Annotated in this window: 13 protein-coding genes; all 13 read right to left on the minus strand. The window is 26.7% G+C overall.

Annotated elements, in window-relative coordinates:
- Nucleotides 1–191 precede the first annotated feature (191 nt).
- The 13 genes from tuf to rpmG all read right to left on the minus strand — a co-directional run bounded on the left by tuf (nucleotide 192) and on the right by rpmG (nucleotide 16415).
- On the minus strand, nucleotides 192–1418 hold the full coding sequence (tuf, locus tag MDPP_RS00875; protein WP_144658320.1) for an elongation factor Tu: 1227 nt from the start codon (nucleotides 1416–1418) through the stop codon (nucleotides 192–194).
- Between the two features lie 63 nt (nucleotides 1419–1481).
- Nucleotides 1482–3551: an elongation factor G gene (gene fusA / locus MDPP_RS00880; RefSeq protein ID WP_144658321.1), complete on the minus strand. Its 2070-nt coding sequence runs from the start codon at nucleotides 3549–3551 to the stop codon at nucleotides 1482–1484.
- 20 nt (nucleotides 3552–3571) lie between these two features.
- On the minus strand, nucleotides 3572–4042 hold the full coding sequence (gene rpsG, locus MDPP_RS00885) for a 30S ribosomal protein S7 (protein ID WP_144658322.1): 471 nt from the start codon (nucleotides 4040–4042) through the stop codon (nucleotides 3572–3574).
- A 58-nt stretch (nucleotides 4043–4100) separates the two neighbouring features.
- Nucleotides 4101–4520 carry a 30S ribosomal protein S12 gene (rpsL, locus tag MDPP_RS00890; protein ID WP_144658323.1) on the minus strand — a complete coding sequence of 140 codons (420 nt, stop codon included), beginning with the start codon at nucleotides 4518–4520 and terminating at the stop codon, nucleotides 4101–4103.
- 187 nt (nucleotides 4521–4707) lie between these two features.
- Entirely contained in the window at nucleotides 4708–8817 is a 4110-nt protein-coding gene (rpoC, locus tag MDPP_RS00895; protein WP_144658324.1) for a DNA-directed RNA polymerase subunit beta', read from the minus strand.
- Between the two features lie 9 nt (nucleotides 8818–8826).
- The gene (gene rpoB / locus MDPP_RS00900) at nucleotides 8827–12564 is read right to left on the minus strand and encodes a DNA-directed RNA polymerase subunit beta (protein WP_144658325.1); all 3738 of its coding nucleotides are present in this window, start codon (nucleotides 12562–12564) and stop codon (nucleotides 8827–8829) included.
- 132 nt (nucleotides 12565–12696) lie between these two features.
- Entirely contained in the window at nucleotides 12697–13083 is a 387-nt protein-coding gene (gene rplL / locus MDPP_RS00905) for a 50S ribosomal protein L7/L12 (protein WP_144658326.1), read from the minus strand.
- 95 nt (nucleotides 13084–13178) lie between these two features.
- Nucleotides 13179–13682, minus strand: coding sequence for a 50S ribosomal protein L10 (gene rplJ / locus MDPP_RS00910; RefSeq protein WP_144658327.1), 504 nt, complete (start codon nucleotides 13680–13682; stop codon nucleotides 13179–13181).
- 114 nt (nucleotides 13683–13796) lie between these two features.
- Nucleotides 13797–14483, minus strand: coding sequence for a 50S ribosomal protein L1 (gene rplA, locus MDPP_RS00915; protein ID WP_144658328.1), 687 nt, complete (start codon nucleotides 14481–14483; stop codon nucleotides 13797–13799).
- Between the two features lie 63 nt (nucleotides 14484–14546).
- A complete protein-coding gene (gene rplK / locus MDPP_RS00920; protein ID WP_144658329.1) occupies nucleotides 14547–14981 on the minus strand; it encodes a 50S ribosomal protein L11 in 435 nt (144 codons plus the stop codon).
- 126 nt (nucleotides 14982–15107) lie between these two features.
- On the minus strand, nucleotides 15108–15725 hold the full coding sequence (gene nusG / locus MDPP_RS00925) for a transcription termination/antitermination protein NusG (RefSeq protein ID WP_144658330.1): 618 nt from the start codon (nucleotides 15723–15725) through the stop codon (nucleotides 15108–15110).
- A gap of 125 nt (nucleotides 15726–15850) precedes the next feature.
- Nucleotides 15851–16231, minus strand: coding sequence for a preprotein translocase subunit SecE (gene secE, locus MDPP_RS00930; RefSeq protein ID WP_144658331.1), 381 nt, complete (start codon nucleotides 16229–16231; stop codon nucleotides 15851–15853).
- Between the two features lie 40 nt (nucleotides 16232–16271).
- The gene (gene rpmG, locus MDPP_RS00935) at nucleotides 16272–16415 is read right to left on the minus strand and encodes a 50S ribosomal protein L33 (protein ID WP_144658332.1); all 144 of its coding nucleotides are present in this window, start codon (nucleotides 16413–16415) and stop codon (nucleotides 16272–16274) included.
- Nucleotides 16416–16578: the final 163 nt, after the last annotated feature.

Genomic DNA, 16578 nt, shown 5'->3' on the forward strand with positions numbered 1-16578 from the left:
TAAGAAAATCCTTTTTCTAAATTTATATTTCAAATAATTAATAAAATAATTGGCACTAAAAAAATTATTTATTTAATGAAGCCTATAGAAGTTTATATCAAAAAAAAAATATCAAAATAATATTTGATATATCTAAATAAAACCAAATTATTTTTTATAATTTTTATAAATAATAATTTGGTTTATTTTTTTTAATCTAAAATTTCTTTAACTATTCCTGCACAAACAGTTTTTCCGCCTTCGCGAACAGAAAAATTAGTTTTTTCTTCTAAAGCGATCGGACTAATTAAAGTAACAGCAATTTGAGCAGATTCACCAGGCATAACTATCTTATTATCACCTAATATTTTAATTGTTCCTGTAACATCAGTAGTTCTAAAATAAAATTGAGGACGATAATCATTAGTAAAAGGTGTAGTCCTACCGCCTTCTGCTGTAGGCAAAGCATAAACTTCAGCTGTAAATTTAGAATGAGGTTTTATAGAACCTGGTTTCGCTAATACTTGTCCACGCTCAACATCACCACGAGCAATACCACGTAATAAAACTCCTATGTTATCGCCTGCTAAAGCATTTCCTAAACTTTTACCAAACATTTCCAATCCAGTAACGATTGCTTTTTTAGTTTCTTTAATCCCAATAATTTCTACTTCTTCACCAATTTTAATTTGACCCCTTTCAACACGTCCAGTGACAACTGTTCCTCTACCTGAAATAGTAAAAACATCTTCTATAGGCATCAAAAAAGGTTTATTAATTTCGCGCTCTGGTTCTTCAACATAAGTATCTAAAGCATTAAGTAATTCTTCTATTTTTCCTAAATACTTAGCATCTTCTCCTGAAATATTTTGTAAATCTTTAGCAGCATTTTTTTTAAAAATTTCAATTACTTTGAAAGCAGATCCTCTAATAATAGGTGCATTATCACCATCAAAACCATTTCTATTTAATAATTCTCGAATATCGAGTTCAATTATTCCTATCAACTCTTCATCATCAGATAAATCTATTTTATTTAAAAAAACTAATAATTGTTTAATTCCAACTTGTTTTGCTAACAAAACATGTTCTTTTGTTTGCTGCATAACCCCGTCAACAGCGGAAACAACTAAAATGCCTGCATCCATTTGCGCTGCACCTGTAATCATATTTTTAATATAATCAGCATGCCCAGGACAATCCACATGTGCATAATGTCTTTTTTCTGTTTCATATTCGATATGAGAAGTACTAATGGTTATTCCACGTGTTGCTTCTTCAGGAGATTTATCGATTTGTTCATTTTTTTTTTGTTTTGCTAATCCTTTTAAAGATAAATAAAAAGTAATTGCAGAAGCTAAAGAAGTTTTTCCATGATCAACATGACCAATTGCTCCAACATTTAAATGTGTTTTATTTCTTTTAAATACTTCAGCCATTTTAGGCCTCCTTTGTTAATCTTTAAATTTTATTTTTTTTATTTTAATAAATGTAAATATTTTTTATTTATTACGTTCTTGAATAATTCTTTCGGCAATATTTTTTGGTGTTTTATCATATTTGAGGAATTGCATAATAAAAGTTGCTCTTCCTTGTGTATTAGAACGTAAATTAGTAGCATAACCAAACATTTCAGATAAAGGAACCGAAGCTCTAATAGATACTGCATTACCACGGGTTTCTTGAGTTTCTAATTTACCTCTTCGTGATGTTAAATCTCCAATAACATTACCTACATAATCATTAGGCGTTACTACTTCTAAATCCATAATAGGTTCTAGTAATACTAAACCACCATCTTTTTTAATTTCTTTTAAAGCAATAGAAGCAGAAATTTTAAAAGCTATTTCTGACGAATCTACATCATGATAAGAACCATCTAACAAAGTAGCTTTTACATCTACAAAAGGATAACCAGCAAGAATACCACTATTTAAAGATTCTTCTAACCCTTTTTTTACTGAAGGAATGTATTCGCGAGGAATAACACCTCCAACAATTTTATTAATAAATTCAAATCCTTTTCCTTCATTAGTTTCAAAACGAATAACTACATGACCATATTGACCTCTTCCGCCAGACTGACGTATAAATTTACCTTCGGTTTTAACTGTCTTAGTTAAAGTCTCTCTATAGGAAACTTGAGGTTGAGTTTTATTAACTTCGATTTTAAATTCTCTTCTCAAACGATCAATAATAATTTCTAAATGAAGTTCTCCCATCCCTGCAATAATAGTCTGCCCTGTTTCGTGATTAACATAAACTTTAAAAGTAGGATCTTCTTCTGCTAGTTTTCCTAAAGCTGTAATAATTTTATCTTGATCACCTTTAGTTTTTGGTTCAACCGCAACTTCGATGACCGGTTCCGGAAAATTCATCGATTCTAAAACAATAAAATCATTTTCTGAAGTTAAAGTATGTCCTGTAGTAGTATTTTTAAATCCCACCACAGCTACAATATCTCCAGCATAAGCATCTTTTATTTCTGATCTTGTATTAGCATGCATTTGTAATAAACGACCGATTCGTTCTTTAACGTTTTTAATTGTATTTTTAACATAAATGCCTGTTTGTAATTTTCCAGAATAAATTCTTAAAAAAGTTAATCTCCCTACAAAAGGATCTGTCATAATTTTAAAAGCTAAAGCTGTAAAGGGTTCATCATCAGAAGCTTTACGGATAATTTCTTTATTATCAATATCTAAACCTACAACAGGCGGAATATCAAGCGGTGAAGGAAGAAAATCAATCATTGCATCTAATAATTTTAAAACTCCTTTATTTTTAAAAGAAGAACCACATAAAACAGGAAAAAAATTAACATTCAAAGTTGCTTTCCGAATTGCTTTTTTCAAAATATTTGCATCAATTTCTTTATTATCAAAAAAAATATTAAGTAATTCATCATCATGCTTAGCTAATGTTTCTATCAATTCTTGTCTTTTTTGTAAAGCAATTTCTTTTAAATCATCAGGAATATCAATTAATTTAGCTTTTTCTTCGGAAACCTCATCATAATGATGAGCAGTCATTTCTAATAAATCAATAATCCCAGTAAAATTATTTTCTTTTCCTATAGGCCATTGAATAGCAACTGCTTCCACACCAAGTCTTATTTTTAAAGTATTAATAGCATGAACAAAATCTGCCCCTACTTTATCCATTTTATTAACGAAAACCAGTCTTGGAACTTTGTATTCTGTAGCTTGACGCCAAACAGTTTCGGTTTGCGGTTCTACTCCTGATTGCGCATCGATAATGACTATTGCTCCATCCAAAACTCTCAAAGAACGAGAAACTTCAACTGTAAAATCAACATGTCCTGGAGTATCAATAATTTGAATACTATGATTTTTCCAAAAAATATTAGTTGCGGCTGAGGTAATAGTAATACCTCTTTCTTGTTCCTGTTCCATCCAATCCATTTGAGAATTACCATCGTGAGTTTCGCCTATTTTATGAATTTTACCTGTATTAAATAAAATTCTTTCTGTAGTAGTAGTTTTTCCAGCATCGATATGAGCCATAATCCCAATATTACGTATTTTGTCTAAACTATATTTACGTCCCATAAATCATTCTCCTTTTTGAACTACCAACGATAATGCGCAAAAGCTTTATTTGCTTCAGCCATACGATGTGTATCTTCTCTTTTCTTAACTGCTAATCCTTTTCCTAAAGAAGCATCTATGATTTCTTTAACCAGTTTTTCTATCATACCTTTTTCATTTCGTTGTCTTGCATATTGAATTAACCATTTTAAGCCTAAAGATTGACGTCTTTCAGGGCGAACTTCTGAAGGAATTTGATAATTCTGACTTCCAATAGTACGCGTACGAACTTCTAAAATAGGCATGATATTATTTAAAGCTTCATTAAAAACATCAATAGGTTCTCTCTTAGAAATTTCTTTTATTTTTTCTAAAGCTCCATAAAAAATAGATCGAGATACGCTTTTTTTTCCATCCTTCATAATTGTATTAATAATTTTAGTTACTAATTTAGAATTATAGATAAGATCAGGCGAAATATCTCTCTTATAAACACATTTTTTTCGAGACATAATTTATTTACATTTCCCTTTATTTATTATTTTATTAATTGAAATTTAATTTCGAATTTTATTTTTTAACAGTAACTTTTTTAGAACCGTATTTAGAACGACCTTGATTTCTATTAGCTACTCCTGTAGTATCTAAAGCTCCTCTGACAATACGATAACGAACTCCAGGTAAATCTTTAGTCCTTCCGCCTCTTACTAAAACAATACTATGTTCCTGCAAAGAATGACCGATTCCTGGAATATAAGCTGTTACTTCTGTATTATTACTTAAACGAACTCTTGCAATTTTTCTTAAAGCAGAATTGGGTTTTTTTGGAGTTACCGTAGATACTTTATTACAAATTCCTGATTTTTGAGGAGATGAATATTTTTTTGTTGTTTTACGTAAACTATTAAAACTATATCTTAAAGCTGGTGATTTAACTTTTGTTTTTTTTCTTTTTCTTCTTTTTTTAATCAATTGGGAAATAGTAGGCATTCTTTTATATGTTTAAAACCTTTCTTTTTATAATATTTTAAGATTTAATATCTTAATGATTGATTTTTTAAAAAATAATTAATTATACCTATATTTTACAATAAAAATATAATTTTCTTACTTTTTTTATATAAAAATAAATGTTTAAATAAAAAGAAGTAAATTGAATAATTCAATAAAGAAAAAATTATTCCTTATGATTATCACTTATTTTTTGATTTAAAGGATATCTAAAATAAGAATTTTTTAAAATACCTGTTCCTGCCGGAATCAAACCACCTATAATTACATTTTCTTTTAAACCATATAAATGGTCTACTTGTCCTCTGATAGCCGCATCAATTAAAATTTTAGTAGTTTCTTGGAAAGATGCAGCGGATAATAAAGAATCACTTTTCAAAGAAGATCTTGTAATTCCCAATAAAATAGTTTTTCCAACAGCTAAATTTTTCTTCTGTTGAATCATTTTTTTATTCACTTCTTTAAATTCTTTAATTGAAACTTCTAGTCCTGGTAAAAGTTCACTATCTCCTTCGTAAACAATTAATATTTGTTTAAACATCTGACGAATAATAATTTCAATGTGTTTATCATTAATATTTACACTTTGAGATTGATAAACTTTTTGTACTTCTTCAAGAATATATTTTTGAGTAGTTTCAACATCACTTACCCTTAACAATTCTTTTAAATCGATCGAACCTGTTGTTAATTTATCACCTGCTTTTACATGCATGTTTTCATGAACTAAAATTTCAATATTAGAAAAAACATTATAAATATGAGGATTATTCGGATTTTCATAAGGAATAATGGTGATTTCGGAAAAATGATAATTATTCTTTATTTTTTTTACTACTCCATCATATTCGCTAATGATTGCTTTACCTTTAGGAATGCGAGCTTCAAATAATTCTTGAATCCTAGGTAATCCTTGAGTAATATCAGAAACAGATAACACTCCCCCAGTATGAAAAGTTCTCATAGTTAACTGAGTACCAGGTTCGCCAATAGATTGAGCAGCTATAACTCCAACAGCTTCGCCAATTTCAACGTTTTGATTAGTAGATAAATTTAAACCATAACATTTGGTACAAATACCATGTTCACAATTACAAGTTAAAACACTTCTTATTTTGACTTTATCAATTCCTGATTCTATAATTTTTTTAATAATCACTTTGCTTATAAGTTCATTTCTTCTAACTATAATATTATTATTTTCAGAATTAAAAATATCTTCTGAAGCAAATCGATTCAAAATACGTTGTGATAAAGAAATGATTTCCTTTTCATCTCTAATAATAGCTTCAATTGTAACTCCTTTGTCGCTTCCGCAATCTTCTTGAGTAATAATATTATCTTGTGCTACATCAACTAAACGACGTGTTAAATATCCTGATTCAGCTGTTTTAATCGCAGTATCAGTTGAAACTTTACGAGCTCCATGAGTTGAATTAAAAAATTCTGCAACCGTTAATCCTTCTTTAAAAGAAGATTTGACTGGAATTTCTAAAATTTCTCCTTTAGGGCTATTCATCAATCCCCTCATTCCTGACAATTGAGAAAAATTAGAAGAATTACCGCGAGCTCCGCTATCACTAATCATAAATAAATTACTATCTTGTTCAAATTCTCTCATTAATCCATCTTGAATCTTATCACGAACAATTTTCCATTCTTGAATAATTAAACTTTTTCTCTCTGCTCGAGTTAAAAAACCATCATCATACCATTTTTCTATTTTTGTAATTTTATCTTCTACTTGTTCACATAATTCTTGTTTTTTAGAATAAACATTGATGTCATTATGAGAAATTGTAATACCAGCAATTGTAGAATATTTAAAACCTAAATCTTTAATATTATCTAACATTTTAGAAGTTTCTGTGATATTACTTTTTTTAAACATTAAATCAATAATCATTAACAAAAATTTCTTTTTAAAAGGTTCAACTTTTAAAGGTTGTTGAAAAAAAATTTTTGGATCGATTCCTTTTGAAATAAAGTAAATATCTGGTGTTTTGTTTTCTAAATTAAATAAAGTAGGTTCTTGAATATAAGGAAAATCAGATGGTAAAATATCATTAAAAATCATTTTTCCTAACGTTGTCACTAAATATTTTTCTTTTTGTTCTTCGGTAAAAAAAGAATTAATTTGAGATGTTTTTACTAAAATTCTCGTATGTAAAGCAATTTCTTTGTTATAAAAAGCTAATTCTGCTTCTTTAAGATCCAGAAAGACTTTACCTTCGTTACGATGTTTAAATTGATGTTCTTTATTTCTTTGTTCATCGTTATAACCTTTCAAAATACGGTCTTTTCTTTCTTCGATAGTCAAATAATAATTACCCAAAACCATATCTTGAGAAGGAGATAAAACAGGATTACCATTTTTAGGATCTAAAATATTATTTGAAACTAACATCAATAAACGCGCTTCTGCTTGAGCTTCCAAAGAAAGAGGTAGATAAACAGCCATTTGATCTCCATCAAAATCAGCATTAAAAGCTGGCGTTACCAAAGGATGTAATTTAATAGCTTTGCCATCAATTAATTTTGGTTCAAAAGCTTGAATTCCTAAACGATGCAATGTTGGAGCTCTATTCAATAAAACTGGATGTTCTTTAACTACTTCTTCTAAAACATTCCAAACAAATTCATTCATTTTATCATACAATAAAGTAGCACTTTTTTTATCAATACCTTTTATTTCTTGCAATTTATTTAACATAAAAGGTTTAAACAAGATAACAGCCATTTGTCTTGGTATACCGCATTGATGAATTTTTAAATCAGGACCAACAATAATTACAGATCGAGCAGAATAATCGACTCTTTTTCCTAAAAGATTTTGTCTAAAACGTCCTTGTTTTCCTCTCAACATTTCTGATAGAGATTTTAAATTTTTACTTTTTTCGATATTAGAATTATTTTTTTTATTAAATTTAACATTATCAAATAAAGCATCTACTGCTTCTTGCAACATTCTTTTTTCGTTTTTGATAATTAGACGCGGTGCTTTTTGTTTCATTTGTCTTTTTAAACGATCATTGCGATTCACAATTCTTCTATATAAATCGTTAATATCAGCAGTAGCAAAACGTCCTCCATCTAAAGGAACTATAGGTCTTAAATCAGCTGGCAAAACAGGAATAACATCCATAACCATCCATTCAGGTTTATTATCTGAACGATTAAAAGACTCAATGATTTCTAATCTTTTGATAATATTATCTCTTTTTTGTTTAGAAACTTGTTTCATTATTTTTCTTAAATATTTAATATTTTGATTTAAATCTAATTCTTCTAATAATTGTTTTACAGCTTCGCCTCCTGTTAAAGCGACAAAATTATTCCCAAAATGTTCTAAATAATAAGCATATTGAATCTCTGAAATAATTTGTTTAGGTTTTAATTTTGTTTCGCCCGGAGATATAATAATATAAGAAGAATAATAAACTATTTTAGATAATTCTTTAGCTTTGATACCTAATAAAATAGCTAATCTACTAGGAGAACTATTTAAATACCAAGTGTGAACAATAGGAGAAACTAATTCAATATGTCCCATTCTTTCGCGTCTTACTTTTTTCTCAGTAATTTCAACATTACAACGAGGACAAATTTGATTCTTTTGTAAAATTTGTTTTTTAATACAAGAACATTGAAAATCTTTTACAGGACCGAAAATTCTAGGACAAAATAAGCCTCCAAATTCTGGTTTAGCGGTACGATAATTAATTGTTTCATAATTCACAATTTCTCCATAAGACCATTGTCTAATTTCATCTGGAGAAGCTAAACGAATTTTAAAATATTCATATTCATGACTGCCATAAATTTTATTAGAATTATATAATTCGTCATTTTGTTTTAAAGAAATTTCATCCTTATTTTTTGTTGCATCTTCCGTTTGTGTTTTATTTTTTATAAAATAACCATATAATCGAAAAAGAGACTCAACTTGTTCTAATTGAATTAAATCTTTTTCAAATATTTTAGATAAAAAATTAAAATCTTGGTGAAATAAATCACTACAATTATAGATTTTCTTATGATTCAAAATATTAATAATTTCTTTATTTAAATTTAAATTTTCTAATTTTGTGGGTAAAAAATTTTCTTTTAAAACAGGAATAATTGCCTCAAAAGCATCTCTGCTCAACAAGGAACTTAAATTTTCTAAAGTATAAGAATCAAAATCATTTATAAACTCAATACCAATAAGTTTTAATTCTGTTAATGTTTTTTGAGAAAAAAGAAAATTTTCGATTCTAATCTTTGAATTCATCATTAAATTAAATTATTTCTCCTTTTCGTGTTCCACCAAAGAATAATGAACTTTATTCTTTTTGGTATCGTTTTGAATTAATTCTACATGCAATCCCAAAGATTGTAATTCTTTAGAAAAAACACGAAAACTTTCAGGAATAGAAGGTTTAGGTAAAGGCAACCCGTTGACAATAGAGTTATAAGTTTTATTACGTCCTATCATATCATCACTTTTAATAGTTAAAAATTCTTGTAAAGTATGAGCAGCTCCATAACCATATAAACTCCAAACTTCCATTTCTCCAATTCTTTGTCCACCTGGTCCACTATGACCTTGACCACGTGTTGCTTGATTAGTAATTAAAGTATAAGGCCCGACATTTCTAACATGTAATTTATCATCTACCATATGAGATAATTTAATCATATATAAAGTGCCAACCGCAATAGGTTTATCGTAAGGTTCACCAGTTCTACCATTATATAAAATCATTTTACCATCTAAAGGCAGATTAGCTTCTTGCATTATTACTTTTAAATCTTCGTTATTAACACCATCAAAAACAGGAGTAGATACTTTGATACCTAATTTTTTACAAGCAAAACCTAAGTGCATTTCTAAAATCTGTCCAATGTTCATTCTACTCGGAACACCTAAAGGGTTCAACATAATATCAATAGGAGTGCCATCAGCCATATAAGGAAGATCTTCTTTCGGTAAAATACGAGAAATAACTCCTTTATTACCATGTCTTCCCGCCATTTTATCTCCTTCTTTAATTTTTCTTTTTTTTGCAATATAAACTCTAACGATTTCATTAACTCCAGGAATAGCTAAATTATCTCCATTTTTTGTAGAAAAATATTCTACGCTTTGCACGATCCCTTGTTCTCTAAAAGGTACTCTTAAAGAAACATCTTTATAATCACGTGCTTTTTCTCCAATAATGGTTTGAATTAATTTTTCATAAGGAGTCGGTTCTAAAATACCTTGAGGAATTACTTTACCAACTAAAATATCTCCTTCTTTAACTTCAGAACCAGGAATAATTATTCCTCTTTCGTCTAAGTTTTTTAAATATTCAGCGCTAACATTAGGTATTTCCCTAGTTATTTTTTCTTCGCCAGCTCCTTTTTTTAATTCTCTAGTGTGGATTTCATATTTATTAATATGAATAGAAGTATAAATATCTTGTTGAACCAAATTTTCAGAAATAATAATGGCATCTTCATAATTATAACCATCCCAAGTCATAAAGGCTACTGTGATATTTTTTCCTAAAGCCAACTCTCCTTGAGAAATAGCAGGACCATCAGCGATAATATCACCTTTTCGAACATATTCCTTTTTTTTCACAATAGGTTTTTGCAAAATAAGGTTATTTTGATTAGATTTAGCAAAATTAATCAAATCATAACTAGATTTTGTACCTGTTTTTTCTTGAATAACAATTTTACAAGCGTCAACATAATAAACATAACCATCTTCTTTAGCGATAACTGAACATCCAGAATCTTTAGCTATACGATGTTCTATTCCTGTTGCCACAATAGGAGCTTCAGGGATCAAAAGAGGCAAAGCTTGTCTTTGCATATTAGTACCCATTAAAGCACGTGAAGCGTCATTATGTTCTAAAAAAGGAATAGAAGAAGTTGCTACTGAAACTATTTGTTTAGGAGAAACATCGATATAATCAATTTGATCAACGCTATAAAAACCTGTTTCCCCATTTTTTCTTGCAAATGCTTTTTCTTCTTGAAAAACATTATTATTATCTAGCAGAGAATCTGCTGAAGCTATAATTTTACCTTCTTCTTGCATAGGGGTTAAATATTCATGTTCATTTGAAACTTGAGCAATTCCGTTACGATGAATTACTTTTAAAAAAGGAGTCTGAATAAAACCATATTTATCTATTTGGGCATAAGTAGATAAAGAAGAAATCAAACCAATAGAAGGACCTTCAGGAGTTTCAATAGAACATAAACGTCCGTAATAAGAATTATGAACATCTCTTATTTCGACACCGGCGCGATCGCGATCAATTCCACCAGCTCCCAAAGCAGAAATTCTTCTTTTTTGAGTTAATTCAGATAAAGGATTAATTTGATCCATGAAATGAGATAAACGTGAACTACCAAAAAAAGTTTTAATTACTGCAGACAAAGGAGAAAAATTAAATAAACCACCTGGTGTAATATTCTCAAATTTAATAACTGACATACGATCTTTGATATTTTTATCAGATCGCATTAAACCGATACGGAATTGATTTTTTAAAAGTTCTTTAATTAATCTTAATCTTCTATTGCCAAGATAATCAATATCATCTGTATTACCAATATCATCATAAAGATTTAAATAATAACTAATACTAGCGATAATATCTGATAAAACAATATGTTCTCTTTTTTCATCCTGATTGTTACCGATAACCTTAATAAATTTTTTATTTCCTTTATTATCAAAAATATAAATTTCTAATGTTTCATTTAAAACTTTATTATTTTCATCATTAAATGACTTTTTTAAATTATTAGAATCATTAACTTTAACAAAAAAATATTGAACAATTTTATCTTCGAGAAAATTTTTATTTGTTTCTAAAATATTCATCGCTTCATCATCAAATAAAGTATTTTGGGTAATTAAAATTTCCCCTGTTTGAGTATTCAAAATATTACAGTTGAAATAAGACAATTTTTCCGAATCTTTTGTTTTATAAATTAAAATATCAGAATCAAAATCTTTTTCTAAATTTGTTTCATCATTTATCAATATTTTACGAAAATATTGACGTTTATATCGAAGTTCTTGAATCACTTCTTTTGTTAAAATAGTGTTTTTAGCAAAAATAATCTCATTTGTTTGATGATTTTTAATATCTTCAGCTAAAAAAGTGTTTTCTACTCTACTCAAAACATCTAATTTTTTATTAACTTTATATCTTCCGACTAAAGATAAATCGTATTTTCTACGATCAAATAATCTAGCGCGAATAAAATCGCGAGCAACATTAGCAGAAACTTTTTCACCCTGATGTAATTTAGAATAAAGTTCAATAATAGAATTATTTGAATTCGAATCATCATCTTTTTCAAAACTTAAATCCAAGATTTCGTTTTTTCCAAAAACATTTTCAATTTGTTCACGATTATCAAAACCTAAAACACGCATGAATTTAGTTAAAGAAATTTTTTTAGAACGATCTAATTTAGCATATAAAATGTCTTTATTACTTTGTTCATATTCTATCCAAAAACCTCTTGTTGGAATAATTTGACCTTCTAAACGAATTTTATTTGTTTTAACATCTAACTTTTGAGTAAAATAAACTCCTGAAGACCGAACAATTTGAGATATTACAACCCTTTCAGTTCCGTTAATAATAAAAGTTCCTGAAGCAGTCATTAAGGGGAGTTCAAGCATCAAAACAGTGCTTTTTTTAACTTCACCAGTGAAAACATTTTCTAATCTAACATTAACAAAAAGTTCAGAACAATAACTAAAATCTCTTTTTTTTGCTTCTCTTTCGCTTAATTTTGGTTCTTTTAAGAAAAAATCATCAAAGTATAATTTTAAATCACCGTTATAACTTATTATTGGAGAAATATCCGCCAAAGCTTCTTTTATACCATCGGTTAAAAACGATTTAAAAGATTCAGTTTGTGTTTTTATTAAATTTGGTAATTCTACATCATAATTCATCTTGGAATAATTACGACGTTCTATTTTCGTTCCGTATTTTGTATTACGATATCTTTTCATATTTCAACTCCTGAATCTTACTAATTATTCCTTAAATTCAAAAATAAAACTCTTTATAAGATAATAAAAACCTAAGAAATTATATCTTAGGTTTAATATTAAAAATACTAGAACATTAAAATAACTAAAAAATTATTTTAATTCAATTACAGCATCTAAAGACTCTAATTTTTGCTTGATATATTCAGCATCTTTTTTATTCATGTTTTCTTTTATTAAAACATCGCCGTTACTAAGATCATCAATTATTTGTTTAGATTCTAATAATGATTTTTTAGTTATTTCAGCTATTTCCTTAATAACTTGGGCTCTACTCCCATTTATTTTTTTCAAAATAACTTTAAATTCTGTTTGCTCTTCTTGTTCTTCTTTAGTTTCTAAATTTTGAGAAACTGTCGCTACAAAATTAGTAGGATCAATACCAAACTCTTCTTTCAAGCCATCTAATAATTCTTTAATGTCTAATAAAGTCATTTCTCGTAAAGATTCGATAAAATCTTTTTTAGTTATTTTAGCCATTTTTTAAAGACCTTCCTTTTTTATAAATATCTATAATTTAAAATTTTATATAAAAAATAAATAAAATTTTAAAATTCAAAAATAAAATATTAAAATTATGAATTTGATTTTTTTTCCAATAATAAATCTAAACCAATTGCTAATTGTGTTAATGGAACAAACAACATGCTACTAGCCAACATCGATAATAATGCCTCTTTAGAAGGTAAACTAGCCAAATCATGAATAATATTCCCATAATAAAATTTATTCTCAACAACCCCTGAAACAATCTTAAAATTTTTATTTTTTTTAGCAAAATCTCCTAAAATTTTAATAACTTGAAAAGTTTCTTTGGTACTAAAAGTTAAAGCTTTAGGATATTTCAAAAATTCTTTGAATGAATCATAATAAGTTATTGTTTTAAAAGATCTCTTAATTATATTATTAGGATAGATTTTAATAAAGCTATCTAATTCTCTTAATTTAAGACGTAATTCTGTTAAATGACTAACTTTCATACCTTGATACTCGAACAAAATCATTAATTTTGAATTTTGAATATTTTCTGTTAATAAATCAACATTGTCCTGTTTTTTAGCAATTATATTTTTCGACATTATAAAATACCTTCTTTTATAAAAAAATTAATTTTAGAATATTTAATATCATTTGTTTCATTTTAAAAGAATAAATAAATCAAAAAATATTAAATAATATTTATATCTCATTAATTAAATTGACAAAAAATCAATTTTAATCCCAGGAGCCATAGTGTTTGAAATAGTCATCGATTTAAAAAAATTATTTTTCACTATTTTAGGTTGAACAGAAACAAAGTGCTTATAGATATAAATTAAATTTTCTATCAACTTTTCTTTATCAAAAGAATATTTCCCTAAAATTGTATGAATGTTACCGGTTTTATCAACTCGATATTCTACACATCCTTTTTGAATATCTGTGATAGCTTGAACAACATTATCTGTCATTGTTCCCACTTTAGGATTCGGCATTAATCCTTTAGGACCTAAAATACGTCCTAATTTAGAAACGCTTGGCATCATATCTGGTGTTGCAATTAAAACATCAAATTCTAACCAACCTTTGTAAATTTTATCAATTAATTCGTCTTCACCTACAAAATCAGCTCCTGCTTCTTCGGCTTGTTTCGCCTTTAAACCTTTAGTTAATACCAATATTTTTGATTTTTTACCACTACCGTAAGGTAAAAATAAAACACCACGCAAATTTTGTTCAACTTTTTTAGGATCAAGTTTTAAGGATAAATTACATTCTACAGTAGGTTCAAATTTTGTTACTCTAGTTTGTTTTATTAATTCTATTGCTTCTACCACTTTATATAATTTTTTAAAATCTATATATTTACTTACAGATAAATATTTTTTACTTCTTTTCATATAATCAAAATTTCTATAAAACAAAAATATATATTCCTTTCTTTAGAATCAAACATAAATTTATTATTTATTTTCTTTTTCTACTATAATACCCATATTCAAAGCAGTGCCTTCGATAATTTTACAAGCATTTTTTAATGAATAAGCATTTAAATCAGACATTTTCATTTTTGTAATTTCTTCTAACTGCTTATAAGTAATAGTTGCTACTTTATTTCTATTAGAATTTGCAGATCCTTTTTCTATTTTCAGAGTTTTCTTTAAAAGATCACTAGCAGGAGGCGTTTTGGTTACAAAACTAAAAGTACGATCATCATAAACTGAAATAATAACAGGGATAATAAAGCCTACTTTATCTTTAGTTGCTTCATTGAATTGAGAACAAAAAGAAGGGATATTAACTTGAGCTTGCCCTAAAGCTGGTCCTACTGGAGGAGCTGGATTTGCTTTTCCCGCAAAAATTTGTAATTTAATAGTTTTTATAACTTTTTTAGCCATTTTGTTTAGAAACCTCTTAACTTTTTTTATATTCACACAGCATTTTATTTTCATAATATAGATAAAAATAAATCCTAAAATTATAACATATTTTATAAAAAAAATTAATAAAATACAGAATAATTATTAAATAACTTCTTTAAAAGAAGAAAAAGAAATTTCTATCGGTGTATTTCTTCCGAATAAATCGATTTCTACTATAATCCTATCTTTGTTAGGCTCAATAAAAGAAACCAAGCCGATCTGACCTGAAAAAGAACCATTAGTAATTTGTACTTTTTTATTAATTAAATATTCATAATTTGGTTTAGTAATAAGACCCATTTTAATTAATATAGGTTTTATTTCACTCTCGCTTAAAGGAACTGGTTTAGAATTACTACCGCCTTTAATAGAACCTAAAAAACCAGTAACTTTAGGAAGGTTTCTTACTACAAACCAAGAATGATCTGTGATAATCATTTTTACAAAAACATAACCAGAAAACATTTTTTTCTCTTTTTTTTCTTTTGAACCATCATTTTTAATTCTAAAATATTTTTCTTTTGGGCAGATAACTTCAAAAATTAAATTAGCGACATCGACTTTATTATTCGATAATTTTAATAAATCTTCTTTTACAGAATTTTCATATCCTGAATAAGTTTGAATAATATACCATTTTGGAATTTCGCTGTATTCTTGAGAAATTTCGTTATTCGTTTTCATTTCTATTATATTCTTTGTTTGTATTTTCTTTTTCATTTAAACACCATAGTTTTTATTTTTTTGAGAAATTAAATTTATTTCTTTATCATTATTTTAGATTTTATTATCTATTATTGTTATTTTAAAATTAAGAAATACTATTTTCTCCTAAATATTACGATTTAATTAGTAGGATTTAAATAATTATTATAAATATAATTAAAAAAATTTATTATAGATACAAAAATAATTACAAAAAAAATTACTTGTATTATTGTTAAAATAATTTTAGTTCGAGAAGGCCAAATAACTGAATGTATATCTTGAAAAATTTTTTTAATAAAAGGGGAAATACCAAACATAAAAAAAACAAAAGAAAAACAAAATAAAATATAAAATAAAAAACAATAATCAGATCCTTGAAATTCTTGCTTTAAAGTTAAAAATAAGCCCATAAAAAAAATAGAAAAAATTACAAAAAAAATATTTTTTATACTATATTCTTTTTTAATAACATTAAATAAAGAACTCATAGATTGTTCATCTTGAATTTTATGTAACATATATAAAATATCCACTTCTTTTTATAATTTTTAAATTTTTTTATCTAGTTTCTTTATGCATAATATGTTTTTTGCATTTAGGACAATATTTTCTTAAAATTAAACGTTCATTACGATTATGTTTTTTAAAATGAAAATTGCGATTTAAGCAATAATCACATATCAAAATATTTTGTTTAAACATTTATTCTTAAAATCCTTTATTTTATTTTAAAACAATTAATAAAATTATTAAAAACAACTTACACAATATCAAAATTGTAATATAATTACAAAGATTTTTATTTTTTTATTCAACATCGAAACTATATATTTAATTTTAACATATTTTTTAATTTTAAAAACTA

This window comes from Candidatus Phytoplasma pini (assembly GCF_007821455.1).
GTDB lineage: Bacteria > Bacillota_I > Bacilli_A > Acholeplasmatales > Acholeplasmataceae > Phytoplasma > Phytoplasma pini.